This window comes from Dorea sp. AM13-35, assembly GCF_003473885.1.
Lineage (GTDB): Bacteria > Bacillota > Clostridia > Lachnospirales > Lachnospiraceae > Dorea_D > Dorea_D hominis.
This window is the reverse complement of the sequence record NZ_QUCZ01000005.1, coordinates 163,003-184,560: the sequence shown is the minus strand read 5'-3', so window position 1 is coordinate 184,560 and position 21,558 is coordinate 163,003. Positions and strand designations below refer to the sequence as shown.

The window sequence follows — 21,558 nt, the reverse complement described above, 5'->3', positions numbered from 1 at the left end:
CTGCCAGACATCTTTCACCATTATGATGTCCTCTCTGCTGCCCGCTACCATGTACTAATTCTCTTCATCGCCATATTATTTATGGAATTGTTCATAATTTTAATCTATGGTTTTTCTTTTGTCAAGCAACAAGCATGATTATTTTTCGCTCCTAAATTGAAAATTTAAACTCCACTCTTAATCTCCATGATGGATCTTACTCCTGCATAAATAGAATTTAACCTTGCAAGCTCTAAATTCACATATGTAAAACACTTAACACAAAATAAATCATTCTATCAAGGCTCTACTCTATATTTTGCATATGCACAACAAATTACAATGTAGAAATTCAATAAAAGTCACAACTTTTAAAGTCTGAGTGGAATTTAGTTCCGCACTGGAATTTACTTTTTCAAGTCAGCCTCCTGCATTTGTATTTTCCGGCAATCCCGCTATAATTTATTTGCATATTCCATAGCTCTGTGCTTAAATAAAAAAAGAAATCCAGATTTCTGACAGGAGGAAATCATTCATGCAGAATCATATTCAAAAAAATTACAGAAAAAATAATTCTACTTTAAATATTTTATTCGAGGATTCCGATATTATCGTATGTGAAAAACCGCACGGCACAGCAACGCAGAGCCGCCGTATTGGTTCGCCTGATATGGTAAATCTGATCAAACGCCACATTTATGAAACATCTTCTGATAAAAGCGAGCCATATCTCGCAGTAATACACAGACTGGACCAGCCAGTCCGCGGTATTCTTGTCTTTGCCAAAACACCTGCTGCCGCAAAAGATTTAAACCGCCAGCTTCAGAATGGTGATTTTGGAAAATATTATCTTGCCCTGACAAACGGAATTCCGTCTGACACTTCTGGAACACTGGAAAATTATTTGTATAAAAATCCGCAGACTAACACTGCGTCTGTCTGTGATGCAAAAAAGAAAGGCGCAAAAAAAGCTCGCCTCTTCTACGAAATCCATAATGAGTTACGAGATTTTTTCACAGATACTTCCCGTTCCACTCCAGATACTATCAACACAAATTCCGAAGATATTTTTTTCAGTAAAAACCCCGTAAACGCCGGGGATGAACATGCTTCAGACATCCAGGATATTTTTTCAAGCAGCACCTCTGTGGACAACGGGCAGTCCACGAAGACACTTCTCAAAATCCATCTGGACACCGGACGCTTTCACCAGATCCGCTGCCAGCTCGCTGCTATCGGATGCCCGATCGTCGGCGACACAAAATACAATCCAGACTGCCGTGCAAAAAAAGGATGGCAGACATTATGTCTGTGTGCATATAAACTTGATTTTACACATCCTGTCACACATAAAAAAATGCATTTTTCTTTACTAGCCTGATTTTGATGACCAACCCGATATGAGCATACTTCTAAATACTATGACATCTGCAACAAAACGGGCAGTCGCGTAAAGTGCGATGATTCTTTCTCTTTTACAAGAAAAATTTTAAGGACGGAAGAGATGCATTTCTTCCGTCCTTAAACATTTCATTTCTTAATCAGTTTATATGATAGCGGCTACGCTTCCATAACTTCTTTACTCATTGCTTCTTCATACTTGCTAAGAATAATATTCTGGATACGCTCTCTCGTTCCGGAATTGATCGGATGCGCAATATCACGGTACTCTCCGTCCAATGACTTCTTGCTTGGCATAGCAATGAAAAGTCCCTTCTCGCCTTCAATCACTTTGATATCATGAATGACAAATTCTTCATCCATTGTGATCGAGACAACCGCCTTTAATTTGCCCTCCTTTGCTACCTTTCTCACTCGTACATCTGTAATCTGCATTTGTTCTAGCCCCTTTCTTTCAGCCGTTGTACTGTAATCTTTCTACAGCACATACCTCTCGTTCTTTTCGATGACCACTTTCACACCATCTTCCCCTACATGCCTTGTGTTCGCTCTGATGGTGTTACGACTTTCTACAATACAGTTTTCAATATAAGTATTGTCCCCAAGATAAACATCATTCAGAATGATAGAATTTTTAATTACACAATTATTTCCGACGAATGTCTTCTTAAATAATATAGAATTTTCGACGGTACCATTGATAATACTTCCACTTGCAATCAGACTGTTCTTTACAACCGCACCCGGATTATACTTTGCAGGCGGCAGGTCGCTTACCTTTGAATATACATCTGGCTGTTCCTTGAAGAAGTAGTTTCTTACCTCCGGTTTCAGGAAATCCATATTCGTCCGATAATATGCATCCACGGTCGAAATACTGTTCCAGTAGTCTTTTATTTTATAACCATATATTTTCTTCAGATTCTTGTATCTGATGAGAATATCGGTCACAAAATCATGTCTGTCCTCTTCCGCACAGTGCTCGATCATATCGATCAGATGTCTTCTCCTGATCACATAAATCCCGGTGGAAATAGTGTTGGACTTAGCCACCATCGGCTTCTCTTCAAATTCTTCCACGCGCATCGTATCATTCATCTTCAATGTTCCAAACCGGCTCGCATCCTCTCCTGGAGCAAGTTCTTTACACACGATCGTAATGTCTGCGCGTTTTGCTATATGATATTCCAGAACCTTGTTATAGTCCATCTTATACACCGCATCGCCGGATGTAATGATAACGTAAGGTTCGTGGCATCTCTTCAAAAAATCAAGATTCTGGTAAATCGCATCTGCGGTTCCTCTGTACCAGTATCCGTTATCTGCTGTGATTGTCGGGGTAAATACATAAAGTCCGCCCTGTTTTCTTCCGAAATCCCACCACTTGGAGGAATTCAGATGTTCATTCAACGAACGGGCATTATATTGTGTTAAAACTGCCACTTTCTGAATATGTGAGTTGGACATATTACTGAGTGCAAAATCAATCGCCCGGTAACTTCCTGCGATCGGCATTGCTGCTACTGCACGTTTCTGTGTAAGTTCTTTCATCTTATAACTGTTGCCACCCGCTAGAATAATTCCTACTGCTCTCATACCCGTTCACCTGCCTTTATCAAAGTCTCTCCGCTGTCCAGTACGCCATCCGGGTAATCCTCTGCCGTTGTCTTACCACTGATCGCAGTATTTTTTCCAATCTGTACTTTTTCCGGGATTACCGAATTCTCTCCAATCGTTACCAGTCCAAAAGAATATACGGACGGTTTCAGGCGGTTCGGTACATCTCTTCCGATTCCCATTACAACTTCATCACCGATTTTACAGTTCTCTGCGATAATCGCCTTGTCCACAACACAGTTTTTGCCGATTACTGCATCCTTCATAATGATAGAATCTCTCACAACGGTTCCTTCTCCTATCACAACACCAGATCCGATAACACTATTGTGAACTTCACCGTAAATTTCTGATCCATTACCGATAATGCATCTGTCGATCACTGCCTGTTCGGAAATATACTGCGGCGGCAGGATGCCACTGTTTGTATAAATCTTCCAGAACTCTTCATAAAGATTGAACTCTGGAATGATATCGATCAGTTCCATATTCGCTTCCCAGTAAGAACCAAGCGTTCCTACGTCTTTCCAGTAACCATTGTACTCGTAAGCAAATAAGCGTTCACCTTTTCTGTGACAATATGGAATAATATGTTTACCAAAATCACATCCAGACTCATCTCTCATCGTATGCAATGCTTCTTTGAGCACCGGCCAACTGAATATGTAAATTCCCATAGATGCGAGATTACTCTTCGGCTTCTCTGGTTTTTCCTGAAATTCTGTGATCCTTCCATCATCATCTGTGATCACGATTCCAAATCGGCTTGCCTCTTCCATCGGCACCGGCATCGCTGCGATCGTCACATCCGCATTATTCGCTTTGTGATAATCCAGCATAACTTCATAGTCCATCTTATAGATATGATCTCCGGATAAGATCAGTACATAATCCGGATGAAAAGTCTCTATGTAATCAATATTCTGATAAATCGCATTCGCAGTTCCGGTATACCATTCACTGCTCGTGCTCTTCTCATATGGTGGTAAAATCGTTACTCCACCATAATTTCTGTCCAGATCCCACGGAATTCCGATTCCGATATGAGCATTCAATCGAAGCGGTTGATACTGTGTCAGTACTCCCACGGTGTCAATTCCAGAATTAATGCAGTTACTCAGAGGAAAATCAATAATCCGGTACTTTCCTCCGAAAGCTACTGCAGGTTTTGCAACTTTAGCAGTTAGGACTCCAAGTCTGCTGCCTTGTCCGCCTGCCAGAAGCATTGCTATCATTTCCTTCTTTCTCATGTCTTCACCCCTTCACAGTCGTTTATTATCTTATTATAGCATATATTTATCCTTCCGTGAACATTTTTCACAATTTTAGTAAACGTTTCGTGACCTTTTTATGAAAATATACCAAGAAATTTTAGGTTGGTTTTTTTGCCAGATATGTTTATAATAATATGATAGAAGTAAGTAAATTATGAACACTTTCCGGCAACCCGCCGGAGCATTAAAACTAAGGATGGTAGCTTATGTATAAAATCAATTTTGAACAACCGGTACACGTACACTTCATTGGAATTGGCGGAATCAGCATGAGTGGTCTGGCAGAAGTTCTTTTGGAAGAACATTTCACAATCTCCGGATCAGATAACAAACGTTCTCCGCTTACAGAACAGCTTGAGAAAGCCGGCGTCACTATTTTTTACGGACAGAAAGCTTCTAATATAATAGAAGGAATTGATGTTGTTGTTTACACGGCAGCAATTCATGCAGACAACGAGGAATATCAGGCAGCAGTCCAGAAAGGACTTCCTATGCTGAGCCGTGCCGAACTCCTCGGACAGTTAATGACTAATTATGATACTCCGATCGCTGTATCCGGAACCCATGGCAAGACAACAACAACTTCCATGCTTTCCCACATTCTTTTAAGTGCCGAGATGGATCCAACGATTTCTGTCGGCGGTATTTTAAAAGCCATCGGTGGTAATATCCGCGTCGGTAATTCCGAAATCTTCCTTACAGAAGCATGCGAATACACGAACAGTTTCCTGCATTTCTTCCCGAAGATTGGAGTTATTTTGAACATTGATGAGGATCATCTGGATTTCTTCAAAGACCTTGCGGATATCCGTCACTCTTTCCGCAAGTTTGCTGAGCTATTGCCGGCAGACGGCACACTTGTTATTAATGGTGAGATTCCGGAGCTTCACGAGATCACAGACGGGCTTGCATGCCGTGTTGTAACTTATGGTCCGGACAGTTCTTATGACTACAGTGCAACAAATATTCTTCACGACCAGATCGGAGAGGCTTCTTTCGATTTCGTGAAAAATGGAGAGTTTGTAACAAGAATCGCACTCTCTGTCAACGGAGATCACAACGTATCTAACGCACTGGCAGCACTTGCTGTGGCTGATATTCTGAAAATCGATCCGAAGACGGCCGGACAGGGACTGAAAGATTTCCACGGTACAAACCGCAGATTTGAATACAAAGGTGAATTTGACGGCGTCACTGTCATTGATGATTATGCACATCATCCGACAGAGATCACTGCTTCCCTGACTGCTGCAAAACATTATCCACACCGTGAGATCTGGTGTATTTTCCAGCCTCACACTTATACACGTACCAAGGCTCTCTTCCCGGAATTTGCTGAAGCATTATCTCATACGGATCATGTGATCCTTGCAGATATTTATGCCGCAAGAGAGACAGACACACTCGGCATCTCTTCCAAAGACCTTGCAGACGCAATCGCTGAAAAAGGTGCAGATGTATATTATTTTCCTTCTTTTGAAGAGATCGAAAACTTCTGTCGCGAACATTGTCAAAAAGGTGATGTGTTGATAACTATGGGAGCCGGAGACGTTGTAAACATTGGGGAAACGCTCGTTAAGTAAGAGTTATCCACATTTTCCACAGGATTTTATCCACAAAAAACCTGATTTTTGGCTTAAAAATTTCTTTTTTGCCCGGTCAACTGATGTTATAATAATCCTGCAACATTTGAAAGACATTAGGAGGCTCATCAGGCGGGTATGAAAACACTGACTTTAACAAATCAGGCAAAAAAAACAGTTACGGTTCTGGAGAACGAATTCATTGACCGGTATATGCCAAAAGCAAATGGAGAATATGTAAAAGTTTATCTTATGCTTCTTCGCCACCTGGACGAGTCTGCCTCTTTGCCGGCTCCGTCCAGACTGGCTGATCTTTTAGAGTGTACGGAGAAAGATATTTTACGCGCTTTCAAATACTGGGAAGGTCAGGGACTTCTCGAATACAAAGAAGAAGCTCCGGACCGTTCTTTACAAGCTGAAGTTTCTCCATCAGAAGCTTCGCTGACTGTTGCACCGGTTTCGTGTACGGACAAGTCTGTGAACACCAGAAAGCATGGTAACCGCAAGGAATTTAAAGAATTACTTTTTGTAGCTGAACAGTATCTTGGCAAGACTTTATCTGCTACAGATATTAATGCGATTACATATTTTTATGAGACATTACAGATGTCAGCTGATTTGATCGAGTATCTAATCGAATATTGTGTTGAAAACGGACATAAGAGTATCCATTACATCCAGAAAGTTGCTTTATCCTGGCACAGTCAGGATATCCGCACTGCAGAACAGGCAAAGACCAATTCTGTTCTTTACAACAAGAACTGCTATTCTATTCTGAATGCTTACGGAATCAAAGGACGTGCTCCGGCAGCATCTGAGATCGCATATATCCGCAAGTGGCACGAAGAATATGCTTTTTCTCTGGAAATCATTCTGGAAGCATGTGACCGAACCATGAATATGATCCATCAGCCGAATTTTGAATATACAGATTCTATTCTGAAGAACTGGTATAAGAAAAACGTCCACACTTTAGAAGACGTCTCTGTTCTGGATGCTGCATTTACACGTGCGAAAGCAGACAAAGCCAGACAGCAGACAACGCAGCCTTCCAAACCTTCCGGAAGGAATAAGTTTAACAATTTTGAAAACCGCTCTTATGACATGAACGATCTGGAGCGCAGACTGATACAGCAATAAGCAGACAAGGGAGATTTTCTTTATGGCACTTTCAAATTCACAGTACAATGAACTGATGCGCATCTATGAGCAGCGCCAGCTGGACGCCGTCCATCAGGTGCAAGAGCGCTATGAACGCGTCACACAGGCGATCCCTGAGTTTGCAGAAATAGATAACGCCATCTCTTCTGCCAGTATCCGGCAGGCGAGACTTCTGTTAAATGGCGAGACTTCTGCTCTGGCAGATTTAAAGCAAGAGATACATACCTTATCTGCCCGCAAGAAAGAATTACTCAAATCACATGGATATCCGGCACATTATCTGGAGCCGCATTATCTCTGCCCGGACTGCAAAGACACGGGCTATATCGAAACGAATAAATGCCACTGCTTCAAAAAAGCAATTGTGGATTTATTATATACACAGTCAAACTTGCAGGAGATTTTAAAATCCGAGAATTTTTCTACACTTTCTCTGGATTATTACTCACGCAACCACATAGATCCGGTAACAGGACGATCCTCTCTGGATTCTATGAAGACTGCTCTACATGCATGTCATGAATTTGTAGATACATTTTCCACGGATTTTCGGAACATACTATTATATGGAGACACCGGTGTCGGCAAGACATTTCTGTCAAACTGTATTGCCAAAGAGCTGATAGATGCTGCTTATTCTGTCATCTACTTTTCTTCCAAGCATTTTTTTGATATACTTGCTGAGAATACGTTTGGCAAAAAGGATTCAGATTCTTACGATGAGGAATCCCCGGACACCAATTACATTTACAACTGTGATCTTCTGATCATTGACGATCTCGGCACAGAGATGGCAAATGGTTTTACATCTTCCCAGTTGTTTGCGTGTCTGAACGAACGTATTTTACGCCGGAAATCTACGATTATTTCTACGAATCTGGCATTAGATGATATCAAAAACATCTATTCAGAAAGAATTTTCTCCCGGCTCAGTAGCAGTTATACAATGCTTCGTCTGACCGGAGATGATATTCGCATCCAAAAAAAATTATTAAACCTAGGAGGTACAAAAGATGTTACGTCGTAACGAACGTGTTCTGGATAATATACCTGTTGGAGCTCTTGGAATCATTGCCCTTGACGGATGTCAGGAGATGGGAAAAAGAGTTAATGACTACATTGTAAACTGGCGTCGTGAAGACAGCCATGAATTTAAAAACGATGTAGTATTCAAGGGTTATGAAAGAGACAATTACCTGATTGATGCAAAGGTTCCGCGTTTTGGTTCCGGAGAAGCCAAAGGTATTATTGGTGAATCTGTCCGCGGTAAAGACCTGTATCTAATGGTTGATGTATGCAATTATAACCTGACTTATTCCCTGAGTGGACATACAAACCATATGTCTCCGGATGATCATTTCCAGAATCTGAAACGTGTCATCGCAGCCGTTGGCGGAAAAGGTCGTCGTATCAACGTGATCATGCCATTCCTTTATGAGAGTCGCCAGCACAAGAGAAGCGGACGCGAGTCTCTGGATTGTGCACTTGCTCTGCAGGAGTTAGTACGCATGGGTGTAGACAACATCATTACTTTTGATGCACATGATCCGCGTGTACAGAATGCAATCCCGCTCAGTGGATTTGAAACCGTTCGTCCTACCTATCAATTTGTAAAAGGACTTTTACGCAAATATAAAGATCTCCAGATCGACAGCGAACATATGATGGCGATCAGCCCGGATGAAGGTGCTACCGGTCGTGCTGTTTACCTTGCCAACGTATTGAATCTGGATATGGGTATGTTCTACAAGAGACGTGATTATACAAAAGTCGTAGATGGACGCAATCCGATCGTTGCACATGAGTTCCTTGGTTCTTCTGTTGAAGGAAAAGATGTAATCATCTTAGATGATATGATTTCTTCCGGTGACAGTATCTTAGATGTTGCCAGACAGTTAAAACGCCGCAAAGCAAAACGTATCTTTGCCGCCGCAACATTCGGACTGTTCACAAACGGACTGGACAAATTCGACCAGGCATACGAAGAAGGTACTATTGATGGTATCCTGACAACAAATCTGATCTATCAGACACCTGAACTTCTTGAGCGCCCTTACTATATCAACTGTGATATGAGTAAATATATCGCACTCCTGATCGACACACTGAACCATGACGGTTCTGTCAGCAGCATTCTTTCCCCGAACGAAAGAATCCAGCACGTTGTCGAGAAATATAAAAGAGGAGAAGAGATTTAAATCATCTCTTCTCACATTTAGAATCATATAGTCAAAAAGCCTGAAACCACGATGTGCTTGCACAGGAGTGGTTTTATGGCATCATACATTTTCCTTATTATACGGAATATGCATTTTCTTAAGCAGTTCTTCTTCCCGTTTCTGACACGTAAAAATCAACACCTGTTTTTTATTTTCTGCAAGCCACTGTAATGTATTTGCCAGACGTTTCTCATCATAAAATCCAAATGTATCATCCAGAATCAGTGGAAATTCTTCTTCATAGAGAAATTCTGCGGCTGCAATACGAAGTGCAAGATAGATCTGTTCCGCTGTTCCACGGCTCACCTGTTCTATCCGGATTTTCCTGTCCTCTGTAATGAGATAAATTCGCGTGTCTTCGTCTACAAAAAGCCGCTCGTATTTTCCACCTGTAAACGCACAGACAATCTCAGATACTCTGCCATTTAACAACTTGTCCGTCTGCTCGCGCAGTCTTCCCGACAAAGCTTCCAGTTGTTCATACGCCATCGTAACCGCTTCTCTCGTCTGCTGTAATCTCTCAATAACATCATCTGTCAAATCTAGTTCTTCCAGCTGTTCTTTCAGATTCTCATATTGTGTCTGTTTCTCTTTCAATTCTGCTTCTATGCGGTTCTGTTCCCAGAGCAGTTTCTCTCTGGATGCTTTTTCTTCTTCCGGTCGGATCTTTTCAAGTAGAATCTCCGACTCTGTTTTTTCCTTACGTTTACTTACTTTCATCCGATTCCAGATATAAATCAGGCAGCACAGGAAAATGATGATCGCCATCAGATAATTCCACGGTTTTGACACAATAAATAATGGGGAAATAATCAAAAGAACAAATACGATCAGCTCCATCGGATGAATCCGCCATTTGGAAACTTCTTCTGTATAAGCCAGACTGTCTTTTTTATTTTTCTGTTTTCCCATCTCCCGGAGTGCCAGTTCTTCACTGATGCGGTTCTTCTCTTCGGTGTACTTATGGATATCTGTCCATACATAGGATGCTTCCTGCTCCGTAATTTCCTGCTTTTTCTGTCGTTCTTCCAGTCTTATTTTTATCCGGCGTTCTATGTCCTTTTTTCGTTCCTTCAAGCGGGCAAATGCCGCCCCCAGATCGATGTCTCCCTTATCCTGCGCACAAGCATTGGTTGCATAATTGCGAAGCTCTGTTCCAAGTGAAGCATCCGGTGTTACTTTCAATTGCCCACAGGATATTGTATTCTCGTATCCTGAAGCAGTCAGCCCATCGAGTAGCATTTCCAGATCTCCATTTTCTACCGAAAATTCTTCTCCGTCTTCCTCACAGAACAATTCTGCCTTTCTCCCTGTTTTTTCAAATGATCTCTGTAGGCAGAATGTCTTGCCTCCCGCTTCAAATCGCAACACACCTGCATAGTAATTAGGATTTTCCCACGGTTCATACAGATGGCTTTCATCAGTTGCTGAAGCACGTCCACGTTTTCGCTCCATCCCAAATAACATCCCTTTCAGGAATGTGTGAATCGTTGATTTACCTGCTTCATTTTCTCCATAAAACAGTTGTATGCCGTCATTTACAGTAATTCTGCGATCTGCAAAACGCCCGAAATTCTTCATCCAGATCTCTCGTATACGCATAACTAACCCCTTCTTGTATCCATCAGCGCCTGTACTCCCTCACAAAGCGCACGATACTGTATGCTTTCCTGTGGATATTCTGATAATTCTTCGATAAATGCCCCCAGGATATCTTCTTTATGCTGTTTCATAAGCTGCCCAAAATCATATGCCGGCGTTGTCCGATCAGCGATTTCCAGTATATTCCATCCATGTTCATTTCCAAACGCCGGATGACCATATAAGCTGTCACTGGGAGAAAATCTCCGGACCGTCTCAAACATAATATCAGGATCCCTGAAGCCGGTCAGTATAAATTTATAAAAATGCTGTTCTCCCTGTTCGCGGATACATGCTTCTATTCGCTCCTGCAGCTCCTGATCGGTAAACTGCGGTGTCACTGTGATTTTCTCATGGATGTAACGTCTGACACTTGCCGGCACAAAACGTATCCTGCAGCCTTCATCTGTTATTTCACCTCTGATAAAACCATGCTTTCCGGTATCATTCTTATCGATTGGTTCCAGCGCACCACTGTATGCCGCTTTCCCATCTATCACAGTCTGTGGCTTATGAATATGTCCGAGTGCCACATAATCATAATCTACGCGCCGCAGATCCTCTTTGTTAAATGGAACATGTGTCTCATCTCCTCCATGCAGCAGCAAAATTTCGTATTTTTGTCTTCCCTTTTTCAACTGGCTGATATCCAGACGTTCTCTTATCTCCCGCGAATGGTAACTAAACCCACAGACAGATGTACTGATTTCCGGAAGTTCGATACACTGTGGCTCATCTGCCGATATCATATGCACATGTTTCTGCCAGTGAAATGTACGGTAATAAGAATCTTTTTTTATGTAATCGTGGTTTCCTGCGACCAGAACCACCTGTGTTTTTGTCAATTTTCCAAACAGGTAACTGACCTCTTTTAATTCACGAAGCAGCGGTTGTCTGTGAAACAGATCTCCCACAATCAGTAAAAGATCTATCTTCTCCCGCTCACATGTCTCGATCACATTGCGGAAACTATTCCAGATCTCCTTTTTTCTTTTCTCTGTGAGTCCGTTTGGCAGGTCTGGACTTGCCCCTAAATGTATGTCCGCGAGGTGCAGAAACTTCATCTTCTTCTCCTTCCTCCTGCTCCTTCTTTGAAGGCAGTGTTACAATAAATTCTGTCTTCTGATCGTTGCTCTTCGCACGCACATGCCCACCGTGCAGTTCTACGATTTCCTTCGCGATCGCAAGCCCCAGTCCGGCTCCACCGGTACCGCTGGATCTCGAATCGTCCACACGGTAAAATTTCTCAAAAATTGTCTGCAACATTGTTCCCGGAATCTTATCCCCTTCATTGCTGAATACAATCTCTACGTCATCTTCTTTTTTCTGTGCATAGATCTGGATCTTCGTTCCGGCATAGCAGTATGCAATTGCATTTCTTAAAATATTATCAAAAACTCTGGCAAGCTTATCCGGATCTCCGGTCACTTCCAAATTTTCTTCCACTTCCACTTCACAACACAGATTCTTGTCCTGCAGTACGCCGTACAGTTCGTCCGCAATCTGCTCCAGCATCAGAGATAAATTAATCTCAACCGGTTCCAACTCTATGTCCTGCAGATTATAGCGGGTAATATCAAAAAATTCATTGATCAGATCGCCAAGCCGCAGAGATTTCTCTAATGCGATGTGAATGTACTTTTCCCGTTCTTCATCTGACATGTCCGGATGGCTGTCCAGCATCGTAAGATAAGCTACGATGGACGTCAGCGGTGTCTTCAGATCATGTGCAAGGAAAAGCACCAGATCATTTTTCCGTTTCTCGCCTTCTTCCGATTCCAGTTCCTGTCTCTTAATCGTTGCCTTGATCTCATTGAGACGGATCTCAATTGGCTTGAGCTCCGTGATCAGATGCACCGGTTCGTTGGAATCTGATACAATATTTTCGATTCCGTCTCCCACCTGATCCAGATATTTTGTCATCTTTGAGAGCGCAATATAGAAAAAGAGCGCAAATAAAAGCAGGAAACCGACAACCATGAAAAAGGTCTTATTGTCTCCGATCAATTTCCAGTATAAATGAATCGCTGTCGATTCATCAATATTCAGGTCTTTCAGATATTTAATGAAAAACTTGCTGAATTTGTCATTATACGGTCCATCGATAATATAGCGCAGAATAAATCCACCTACCAGCACGGTCAGTGCCGTTACCAATACCGTCTGCAATAATATACTGAATTTGAGTTTCCGATAATTATTCTTCAACTTTATATCCCACTCCCCATACGGTCTTTATGAAATCAGATTTGCCGGTCGGTATGTTCATCTTCTCCCGCAAATGACGAATATGCACCATCACCGTGTTATTGCTGTTCTTATAGTAAGTCTCGTGCCATACTTTCTCGAATAATTCTTCTGAGCTTATGACTTTGCCTTTGTTCTCACAGAGCAGCCAGAGAATATCAAACTCAATCGGTGTCAATGTCAGCGGAACTTCATTGTAAACACACTCATGAGACTTTCGGTTTAATAAAAGTCCGGCAAAATCAATGATATCTCCGGTGTCTTTACTGCCTTCATTGTACTGCGTATAACGTCTGAGCTGTGCCTTGACTCTTGCAACAAGCTCCAGCGGATTGAACGGCTTCGGAATATAATCATCTGCCCCCAGTGTAAGCCCTGTGATCTTATCCATATATTCCGTCTTTGCAGTCAGCATGATCACCGGAAATGTGTATTTCTCCCGGATCTGTTTTAAAATCTGGAAACCATCCACATCCGGTAGCATAATATCCAGAATTGCAAGATCAATCTTCGTGCTGTTAATGCAGTCCAGTGCCTCCTGCCCTGTATAAAACTTCAGAACCTGATACTGATCATTCTGTAAATACAGTTCAATTACATCTGCAATCTCTTTCTCATCATCCACTACTAATATATTCATACAATCCCTCCTGAAAACCAGGGGACGGGGCATTTCTCAAAAAGCCCCGTCCCCAATTAGTAATTAAATCTTACAGTTCGCAGTTATTGACTGTTCTTGGGAATGGAATCACGTCACGGATATTTCCCATACCTGTCAGATACATCACGCATCTCTCAAACCCCAGACCGAATCCTGCATGTCTGGTAGAGCCATATTTTCTAAGATCCAGATAGAACTTGTAGTCTTCTTCCTTAAGTCCCATCTCGTTCATACGTGCAAGCAGCTTGTCGTAATCATCCTCTCTCTGGCTTCCTCCGATGATCTCACCGATTCCAGGAACCAGACAGTCTACAGCGGCTACCGTCTTATTATCATCATTCATCTTCATGTAGAATGCTTTGATTTCCTTCGGATAATCGGTTACGAATACCGGACGTTTGTAGATCTCTTCTGTCAGATAACGCTCATGCTCTGTCTGAAGATCTGTGCCCCAGGATACTTTATATTCAAACTTATCATTGTGTTTCTCCAGGATCTCAATTGCTTCTGTATAAGTCACTCTTGCGAAATCAGAAGATACGACATTCTGCAGTCTCTCTAAAAGTCCTTTGTCAACAAATGAATTGAAGAACTTCATCTCTTCCGGGGCATTCTCCAGTACATAATTGATGACATATTTTAACATAGACTCTGCAAGAATCATGTTATCATCCAGATCTGCAAATGCCATCTCTGGCTCGATCATCCAGAACTCTGCTGCATGTCTTGTTGTATTGGAGTTCTCTGCACGGAAAGTCGGTCCGAATGTGTAAATATTGCGGAATGCCTGTGCGTATGTCTCACCGTTGAGCTGTCCGCTTACAGTAAGACTTGTCTCCTTGCCGAAGAAATCCTGTGAATAATCTACCTGCCCGTCTTCTGTCTTCGGTACATTCTCCATATCAAGTGTTGTCACACGGAACATCTCTCCTGCTCCTTCACAGTCACTTCCTGTGATCAGTGGTGTATGCACATATACAAATCCTCTCTCCTGAAAGAACTTGTGAATTGCGTAAGCTGTCAGTGAACGCACACGGAATACAGCCTGAAATGTATTCGTTCTCGGTCTCAGATGCGAAATAGTTCTGAGATACTCAAAGCTGTGGCGCTTCTTCTGAAGCGGATAATCCGGTGCGGATGCACCTTCAACTTCGATCGTATCTGCCTGAATCTCAAATGGCTGTTTTGCCTGTGGTGTTGCTACCAGTGTACCGGTTACGATAATTGCCGCACCGACATTCAGTTTGGAGATCTCTGCGAAATTCTCCATTTTATCATGATATACGATCTGCAGTGGTTCAAAAAATGTTCCGTCATTCACTACAATAAATCCAAATGTCTTTGAATCACGGATGCTGCGAACCCATCCACCAATCGTGATGGTCTTATCCAGATAGTTTTCTTTGTTCTTGTATAAATCTCTGATTGAAATCAATTCCATGCCAATTTAACTCCTTTTCCTGTACAGCGACAAAAATAGCCGCAATATGCTCTTGGTATTATAACATATTGCGACCCGTTTTTAAAGTCTCATACCTATTAAATCCTGTGTAGATTCTTAAGTGAAATGTCCAGGATCGGTGCGGAATGTGTCAGTGCACCGCTGGAAATATAATCCACTCCGATATCTGTCAGTCTCTGGATATTTTCCAGTGTTACATTGCCGGAACATTCTGTCTCGGCTCTGCCGTCAATATATGCGACTGCTTCTTTCATCTGCTCCGGTGTCATATTGTCCAGCATGATAATATCTGCCCCTGCTGCCACCGCTTCTTTAACCATGTCAAGCGTCTCAACTTCTATCTCGATCTTGCGTACAAACGGCGCATATGCTTTTGCCATCTGTATCGCTTTTGTCACACTTCCGGCTGCTCCGATATGGTTATCTTTCAAAAGCACACCATCGGACAGATTATACCGGTGATTATATCCACCGCCTGTGCGGACTGCATATTTCTCAAAAATACGCATATTCGGCGTTGTTTTTCTTGTATCCAGAAGCTTGATCTTACTTCCTTTCAGATAACCCGCCACCGTATGTGTATACGTTGCGATTCCACTCATTCTCTGTAAATAATTAAGCGCCACACGCTCTCCGGATAACAGTACGCGGATATCTCCTCTTACTTTTCCCATCAGCTGTCCTTTTTTCACTTCATCTCCGTCTTTGCAGAAAAAAATCACTTCTGTATCTGCATCCAGCAGTTCAAATACCCGTTTGAAAACATCCAGTCCTGCGATCACGCCATCCTGCTTGCAGATCAGTTCCACTTCTCCGTCTACCGCCTCCGGCATCACCGCATTCGTGCTGACATCTTCGCTTGATATATCTTCTTTTAACGCCTCCAGTATCAGATGATCTGCCTGAAGTGTCATTGAAATCTTATTCATCTTTGTTCCTCCTACGCTGTCTCTTTTTCCATCCGTGCATATTCTTCCGTAATGCAGTTCGCCGCACGCTTCGCAAATACCAGACTTTCCAGCAGTGAATTGCTTGCAAGACGGTTCGCTCCATGTACACCGTTGCAACTTGTCTCTCCTACTGCAAATAAATGCGCCATCGATGTATGACTGTTCCGGTCTACCCAGATACCGCCCATAAAATAATGCTGCGCCGGAACTACCGGAATACATTCTTTTGTCACATCATAGCCTTCTTCCAGACAATGCTCATAAATATTGGGAAAATGCTTTAAAATTGTCTCTTCCGGAATGTGTTCCATAGAAAGCCATACATATTTTGTGCCATCCTTTGCCATCTGCTCCCGGATTGCCTTTGTCACAACGTCCCTCGGCAGCAATTCATTTACAAAACGTTCTTTATCTTTATTATATAATACAGCGCCCTCTCCACGTACAGATTCGGAGATCAGGAAACGTCTGCCCGGCTTCTCGGAATATAATGTTGTCGGATGGATCTGCACATAGTCCAGATGCTCCAGACGGATATCATGTTTCTTCGCAACTTCCAGTGCATCTCCTGTTAAATGCGGGAAATTCGTAGAATGTTCATACAGACCACCGATACCACCGCTTGCAAAAATCGTATAATCCGCTTCGATCTTTAACTGATCTCCATCCTGCTCTGCCGCATAAATGCCACAGCATTTACCAGCTTCTTCTATAATATCTGTCATTGTTGTATATTCCAGAATCTCAACATTCGCTCTCTTCTTAACCTGAGCAAGCAGTTTGCTCGTAATCTCTTTTCCGGTAATATCTTCATGGAAGAGAATACGCGGTTTGGAATGTGCACCTTCTCTTGTATAACAGAACTCGCCGTTCTTCTTCTCAAAATCTACTCCGTAAGATACCAGATCATCAATGATCTCTCTGGAACTGCGGATCATAATGTCTACGGATTCTTTCCGGTTTTCATAATGTCCGGCTTTCATTGTATCTTCAAAATAACTATCATAGTCTGTCTCATCTCTCATTACACAGATTCCTCCCTGTGCCAGAAATGAATCACTACTTTCTAAATCTGCCTTTGTCAACATCAGAATCCGCTTATCTTCCGGGAGATTCAACGCATGGAACAGACCGGATACTCCGGTTCCGACGATAACCACATCCACTTTTCTCTCTTTCACTCTTATCCCTCCTAATTATATAGCAAGAGCAATTTTTTATTTTGCAAGCTGTAACATACGCTCCAGCGGAAGCTTCGTCTTCTCGCGAAGTTCTGCATCAACGTGTACTTCATTCTCTCCGGTCTGAAGGACATGCAGAACCTTGTCCAATGTAACCTTCTTCATATTCGGACATACCGGAACACTCTTTGGATAATAAAATTGTTTCTCCGGATTCTGACGCTTAAGCTCATATCCGACACCTTCTTCTGTGCAGATGATAAATTCCTCTTTCTCACTTGCTGTCGCATACTGGATAATTCCTTTTGTACTGCCTATGTAATTCGCATGCTTCAATACCCACTGGTTACATTCCGGATGTGCCAGCACTTCTGCTTCCGGATGCAAAGCTTTCTGTTCAAGAATTTCATCCTCTTCCATCCGCTCATGTGTCGGACAGAAGCCTTCATTATATATAAAATGTTTTTCCGGCACCTGCTCTGCAACGTGGTGTGCCAGATTTCGATCCGGGATAAAGAAAATGTTCTTCTGTGGAAGTGCTTTTACAATCTTCACTGCATTGGAAGATGTAACACAGACATCGGAATATTTCTTAAGCTCTGCTGTAGAGTTGATATAACAGACAATCGCCAGGTCATCATATTCCGCACGCACCTTCTGGATTGTCTCCACATCTGCCATATGTGCCATCGGGCAGTCTGCATCTGCTGCCGGCATTAATACGGTCTTATGAGGACTTAAGATCTTCGCACTCTCTCCCATGAATCCAACACCGCAGAATACGATCAGCTGTGCGTCCAGATCTACCGCTACTCTGCTCAGATAAAAGGAATCCCCGATATAATCTGCTATCTGCTGCACTTCCGCCGGCACATAATAGTGAGCCAGGATCACTGCGTTCTTTTCTTTTTTTAATTTCTTTATCTCTTCAATTACTGACATTGCTCCGTCACCTCGTTTATTTAAAGTCATACTATTATACCATACTGTCTTACAGGTGACAAGACACTTGTATTATCCAAAACTTTACACATATAATTACTAATATAAAACAACAGTCAGGTATGCAATAAATATCGCATACCTGACCGTTGTTTCATATTAACACTAAGAATTTCCCTTATATAGGATTATATTGCCTCTATACAAAATCCTGATGAAGATGCAAATGCTTCCGGATTTATGATTGACTGTCGAAATAACATATAATGAACTTATAGAATTAAATCTGCTATTATTGAAGAAATCTTGCACTAAATAAGCCCCGCTGTGAACTTCAAATTCACAGTGAGGCTATTTTTTTATCGCTTATAATAATTAGCAGCAGTCGCGGTTGTGATCTTCTGCAAATGTGTAAGTATAGCTGAAATCTTTTGCGTTGTAGCAAGATACATACTCACCATCAAATTCTCCATAAGGATATCCGAAGTTATTAAGTGTTCCATCAGCATTCAGGATTCCACCGGTGGCAGCTTTTGCACTCTGTGCCGGAGATAATGTGATATCTCTTTCTATAGAAAGCATTACCCATTTCTCGTTATTTCCTCCCCAGTATTTGTCTTTTACTGGTTCGACATAAGAGTTCCAGTCTGCGTCTGTATTACTCTTTCCGTCAGTCAGAGCCTGTTTTAATACATCAGCAGGATCCGCTTCTACCCATCCTGTTCCAGGTAAGTAGAATTGTGCACGACAGTGCTGGTTTCCTGTAATATCAGCTGCATTAATGCGGATACCGAACATTTCTCTTGCCGGGATTCCTTCTGCACGTAACAGTGCTACAAATACAGAGTTAAGGTCTGTACATTTTCCACCTTTTGTTGTTGTAAGGATATTTTCAACATCACCAAGACCGCATCCTGTTACGGAATTATCACGATGAAGGTTTGCAACTTCCCAATCGAAAATAGCTTTTGCTTTCTGAAGAACTGTCTTTGCATTGGCATCTTTGACAATCTTGTCAGCCTGTGTTTTTACAATGCTTCCTTCTTTAAAAGATCCGCTCTTTTCTGTTTCTTTCAGATATTCAGCAAATTTAGCTTTGTCTACAGATCCTTTTTCAACTAAGTTCGGACGTACAACTTCTTTTCTTGTTACATGATAAGAAAGTGTTGCAGTACGATCAGCAGGAACTACAGAAGCATCCCATTCGATATAGCATGCTGTATTTCCGGCAGAGTCTTTCGTTGCTTTTATAACTTTTGTTGCTTTTGGGGCATCAACTTTTACATTTGTAATCTTCTGGTTGTCATCACTTGTAGGAACCGGAAGCCATACTTTGGCAACTTTTCCAGCCGGTTTGTTAGACATGTCAACTGTATTTTTAACAGTACCGGACTGAGCGTATACAACGTTGAGTTTAACAGAAGCTTTTACTTTCTTGTTTATCTTAGAAGTAGCTGTGATAGTTACAGTACCTTTTTTCTGAGCTGAAACAAGACCTTTCTGAGTTACAGTTGCGATGTCTTTATCGCTTGTAGAATATGTAACAGCTTTGGAAGCAAGTTTCGGATTTACAGATGTAACAGATACCGTACATGTTCCTCCTTCGCATACATTTGTGCATGATGCGGCAATCTTAAGAGATTTTGCTACCGGATTCTTTACAGTAATCTTAACAGAAGCTTTTACCTTTTTGTTCTTCTTTGAAACTGCTGTAATTTTGACTTTTCCTGTTTTTTTACCTGTTACAACACCTTTTGATGTAACAGTAGCAATTTTCTTGTTGCTTGATTTGAAAGTAACTGCTTTAGAAGCACTCTTTGGCTTTACAGTTTTCACTTTCACTTTTGTTTTACTGCCAACAGTGACAGTTGTTTTAGAAGCCTTCAATGTAATCTTGGTTGGCTTCTTTGCTGCGGCGTTAGTGGTTGTTGGCAGAATCATAGAAAATGCAACAGCCATCATCAGGCCGAACAGTGCGAGACGTTTTACACATTTTTTCATAACATCCATCCTTCCTTTCCTCTTTTTGTAGGATTATAAGCACACTATAAGCCTAGTATGTTTATATCTTCCATATTAGAAAACATGCTTGTACAAGTCAAATTTATAATTATAATAAACGTTATAAAGGAAATCTATAGTGATATTTTTTCAACATGTTCAACATTCTGTTGTGGCTGGTGTAGTTTGCCACTACATCATCAAATGGTTAGATAGTGACAATTAGCCTGTGGAGTTAAGCCTTTCCACACCAGAATTAGGAATAGCATTATCTTTTTGCCTATTGGCGTTATATCATATGTATTTTTGCAATACAATATGCAAATTTCATTAGAATATGGTACGAAAATTTAAAAATTCATGCATAAATGTGCGATTCACTGCCCTTCCCGCTTGAATCCTGCCGCCGGATATGCTATACTATCACCCGTTATAACCCCACAAAAACAAGGTCTTATTGGGTTGACCGCCGATTTCCGGCGTAGGCCATATACCAACTGTATATGCCTCCGTGGCATTCGTCAGACATTCATGCAAGCATGACGCCTGACTCATTGCCGCGCGAAAATGAATCGAGTGTTCGTGACCTTCCACTCGTAAAACAAAACTAAAGGAGATATGAAAAATGAAAAACAAAAACATCACTTACATGACACAGGCTGCCATGATTGCTGCCATCTATGTTGTCATCACCTATGTCGGTGCAGCTTTCTCGTTCGGAGAAGTACAGGTTCGTATTTCGGAGGCGCTTACAATTCTTCCGGTCTTTACTCCGGCTGCCGTTCCAGGATTATTTGTCGGATGCCTGATCGGTAACATCTTAGGCGGAGCAATCCTTCCGGATATCATCTTCGGAAGTCTTGCCACTTTGATCGGTGCTTTCTTTACATGGAAGCTTCGCAACCAGAACCGCATCCTCGCACCACTTCCACCAATCATTGCAAATATTATTGTTGTTCCATTCGTTCTGCGTTATGGCTACGGTGTAACTTTACCAATTCCGTTCATGATGCTGACGGTAGGTATCGGCGAAGTGATTTCCTGTGGTATACTCGGACTGATCCTTGCATATGCGCTGGACAAATACAAACACATCGTATTTCAAAATGCATAAATAAAATAGAATGTGCCTTGGCACATTCTCGCGCCGAGCGCGTTGCTGAGCGCCTGTGACGCTCGTTTAGCAACGACCGGAGTGGAACGTAGACAGCTTGCAACGCTCTACGTTTCGTGCGAGTG

At 42.0% G+C, this 21,558-nt stretch carries 18 protein-coding genes and 1 other annotated feature (1 of these 19 only partly in view); of the genes, 6 read left to right on the top strand and 12 right to left on the bottom strand.

The annotated features are described in order from the left end of the window. Positions 1-77: a binding site (T-box leader), on the bottom strand; it reaches 134 nt to the left of the window's first position. Between the two features lie 437 nt (positions 78-514). Then, positions 515-1,360 carry an RluA family pseudouridine synthase gene (locus tag DW152_RS07520; RefSeq protein WP_118288320.1) on the top strand — a complete coding sequence of 282 codons (846 nt, stop codon included), beginning with the start codon at positions 515-517 and terminating at the stop codon, positions 1,358-1,360. A gap of 179 nt (positions 1,361-1,539) precedes the next feature. On the opposite strand, the gene spoVG is transcribed toward DW152_RS07520, so the two are convergent. The 3 genes from spoVG to DW152_RS07505 are packed head-to-tail and all read right to left on the bottom strand — an operon-like array spanning position 1,540 to position 4,247. Then, on the bottom strand, positions 1,540-1,815 hold the full coding sequence (spoVG, locus tag DW152_RS07515; protein ID WP_021860634.1) for a septation regulator SpoVG: 276 nt from the start codon (positions 1,813-1,815) through the stop codon (positions 1,540-1,542). Positions 1,816-1,857: 42 nt separating this feature from the next. Beyond that, complete coding sequence (gene glgD / locus DW152_RS07510; protein WP_021860633.1) at positions 1,858-2,976, bottom strand: glucose-1-phosphate adenylyltransferase subunit GlgD; 1,119 nt, start codon at positions 2,974-2,976, stop codon at positions 1,858-1,860. Further along, positions 2,973-4,247 (bottom strand): glucose-1-phosphate adenylyltransferase, encoded by a 1,275-nt coding sequence (locus DW152_RS07505; RefSeq protein WP_117537898.1) that lies wholly within the window; start codon positions 4,245-4,247, stop codon positions 2,973-2,975. The genes glgD and DW152_RS07505 overlap by 4 nt, the downstream gene beginning before the upstream one ends. 230 nt (positions 4,248-4,477) lie before the next feature. Here DW152_RS07505 and murC point away from each other — a divergent pair, with 230 nt between their 5' ends. The 4 genes from murC (at position 4,478) to DW152_RS07485 (ending at position 9,213) form a co-directional block, all read left to right on the top strand. Continuing rightward, positions 4,478-5,854, top strand: a complete 1,377-nt coding sequence (gene murC, locus DW152_RS07500) for a UDP-N-acetylmuramate--L-alanine ligase (protein WP_118288319.1) — start codon at positions 4,478-4,480, stop codon at positions 5,852-5,854. 138 nt (positions 5,855-5,992) lie between these two features. Beyond that, on the top strand, positions 5,993-6,994 hold the full coding sequence (locus DW152_RS07495; RefSeq protein ID WP_118288318.1) for a DnaD domain protein: 1,002 nt from the start codon (positions 5,993-5,995) through the stop codon (positions 6,992-6,994). 22 nt (positions 6,995-7,016) lie between these two features. Beyond that, positions 7,017-8,042, top strand: coding sequence for an ATP-binding protein (locus DW152_RS07490; protein WP_118288317.1), 1,026 nt, complete (start codon positions 7,017-7,019; stop codon positions 8,040-8,042). Beyond that, positions 8,029-9,213 (top strand): ribose-phosphate pyrophosphokinase, encoded by a 1,185-nt coding sequence (locus tag DW152_RS07485; RefSeq protein ID WP_021860628.1) that lies wholly within the window; start codon positions 8,029-8,031, stop codon positions 9,211-9,213. Before DW152_RS07490 ends, DW152_RS07485 begins: the two co-directional genes overlap by 14 nt. A gap of 81 nt (positions 9,214-9,294) precedes the next feature. On the opposite strand, the gene DW152_RS07480 is transcribed toward DW152_RS07485, so the two are convergent. The 9 genes from DW152_RS07480 to DW152_RS07440 form a co-directional block, all read right to left on the bottom strand. Further along, entirely contained in the window at positions 9,295-10,836 is a 1,542-nt protein-coding gene (locus tag DW152_RS07480) for an ATP-binding protein (protein ID WP_118288316.1), read from the bottom strand. A gap of 2 nt (positions 10,837-10,838) precedes the next feature. Then, positions 10,839-11,939: a metallophosphoesterase family protein gene (locus DW152_RS07475; protein ID WP_118288315.1), complete on the bottom strand. Its 1,101-nt coding sequence runs from the start codon at positions 11,937-11,939 to the stop codon at positions 10,839-10,841. Continuing rightward, positions 11,845-13,083, bottom strand: coding sequence for a sensor histidine kinase (locus DW152_RS07470; RefSeq protein ID WP_118288314.1), 1,239 nt, complete (start codon positions 13,081-13,083; stop codon positions 11,845-11,847). The genes DW152_RS07475 and DW152_RS07470 overlap by 95 nt, the downstream gene beginning before the upstream one ends. Next, a complete protein-coding gene (vanR, locus tag DW152_RS07465) occupies positions 13,073-13,762 on the bottom strand; it encodes a VanR-ABDEGLN family response regulator transcription factor (protein ID WP_117537905.1) in 690 nt (229 codons plus the stop codon). The genes DW152_RS07470 and vanR overlap by 11 nt, the downstream gene beginning before the upstream one ends. Before the next feature lie 70 nt (positions 13,763-13,832). Next, positions 13,833-15,224: an asparagine--tRNA ligase gene (gene asnS / locus DW152_RS07460; RefSeq protein WP_021860623.1), complete on the bottom strand. Its 1,392-nt coding sequence runs from the start codon at positions 15,222-15,224 to the stop codon at positions 13,833-13,835. A gap of 98 nt (positions 15,225-15,322) precedes the next feature. After that, entirely contained in the window at positions 15,323-16,174 is an 852-nt protein-coding gene (gene nadC / locus DW152_RS07455; RefSeq protein ID WP_118288313.1) for a carboxylating nicotinate-nucleotide diphosphorylase, read from the bottom strand. Between the two features lie 11 nt (positions 16,175-16,185). Then, positions 16,186-17,376 (bottom strand): L-aspartate oxidase, encoded by a 1,191-nt coding sequence (locus tag DW152_RS07450; RefSeq protein ID WP_118288312.1) that lies wholly within the window; start codon positions 17,374-17,376, stop codon positions 16,186-16,188. A gap of 36 nt (positions 17,377-17,412) precedes the next feature. Beyond that, entirely contained in the window at positions 17,413-18,318 is a 906-nt protein-coding gene (gene nadA, locus DW152_RS07445; RefSeq protein ID WP_118288311.1) for a quinolinate synthase NadA, read from the bottom strand. Positions 18,319-18,693: 375 nt separating this feature from the next. Further along, a complete protein-coding gene (locus DW152_RS07440) occupies positions 18,694-20,319 on the bottom strand; it encodes an Ig-like domain-containing protein (RefSeq protein WP_158570029.1) in 1,626 nt (541 codons plus the stop codon). Between the two features lie 625 nt (positions 20,320-20,944). Here DW152_RS07440 and DW152_RS07435 point away from each other — a divergent pair. Continuing rightward, the gene (locus tag DW152_RS07435) at positions 20,945-21,433 is read left to right on the top strand and encodes a QueT transporter family protein (protein ID WP_117537923.1); all 489 of its coding nucleotides are present in this window, start codon (positions 20,945-20,947) and stop codon (positions 21,431-21,433) included. The last annotated feature ends 125 nt before the right edge of the window (positions 21,434-21,558 follow it).

Bases quoted from the DNA above. Each gene is read 5' to 3' on its own strand.
- DW152_RS07520 (WP_118288320.1), top strand. From the start codon at position 515: ATGCAGAATCATATTCAAAAAAATTACAGAAAAAATAATTCTACTTTA.
- spoVG (WP_021860634.1), bottom strand. From the start codon at position 1,815: ATGCAGATTACAGATGTACGAGTGAGAAAGGTAGCAAAGGAGGGCAAA.
- glgD (WP_021860633.1), bottom strand. From the start codon at position 2,976: ATGAGAGCAGTAGGAATTATTCTAGCGGGTGGCAACAGTTATAAGATG.
- DW152_RS07505 (WP_117537898.1), bottom strand. From the start codon at position 4,247: ATGAGAAAGAAGGAAATGATAGCAATGCTTCTGGCAGGCGGACAAGGC.
- murC (WP_118288319.1), top strand. From the start codon at position 4,478: ATGTATAAAATCAATTTTGAACAACCGGTACACGTACACTTCATTGGA.
- DW152_RS07495 (WP_118288318.1), top strand. From the start codon at position 5,993: ATGAAAACACTGACTTTAACAAATCAGGCAAAAAAAACAGTTACGGTT.
- DW152_RS07490 (WP_118288317.1), top strand. From the start codon at position 7,017: ATGGCACTTTCAAATTCACAGTACAATGAACTGATGCGCATCTATGAG.
- DW152_RS07485 (WP_021860628.1), top strand. From the start codon at position 8,029: ATGTTACGTCGTAACGAACGTGTTCTGGATAATATACCTGTTGGAGCT.
- DW152_RS07480 (WP_118288316.1), bottom strand. From the start codon at position 10,836: ATGCGTATACGAGAGATCTGGATGAAGAATTTCGGGCGTTTTGCAGAT.
- DW152_RS07475 (WP_118288315.1), bottom strand. From the start codon at position 11,939: ATGAAGTTTCTGCACCTCGCGGACATACATTTAGGGGCAAGTCCAGAC.
- vanR (WP_117537905.1), bottom strand. From the start codon at position 13,762: ATGAATATATTAGTAGTGGATGATGAGAAAGAGATTGCAGATGTAATT.
- asnS (WP_021860623.1), bottom strand. From the start codon at position 15,224: ATGGAATTGATTTCAATCAGAGATTTATACAAGAACAAAGAAAACTAT.
- nadC (WP_118288313.1), bottom strand. From the start codon at position 16,174: ATGAATAAGATTTCAATGACACTTCAGGCAGATCATCTGATACTGGAG.
- nadA (WP_118288311.1), bottom strand. From the start codon at position 18,318: ATGTCAGTAATTGAAGAGATAAAGAAATTAAAAAAAGAAAAGAACGCA.
- DW152_RS07440 (WP_158570029.1), bottom strand. From the start codon at position 20,319: ATGAAAAAATGTGTAAAACGTCTCGCACTGTTCGGCCTGATGATGGCT.
- DW152_RS07435 (WP_117537923.1), top strand. From the start codon at position 20,945: ATGAAAAACAAAAACATCACTTACATGACACAGGCTGCCATGATTGCT.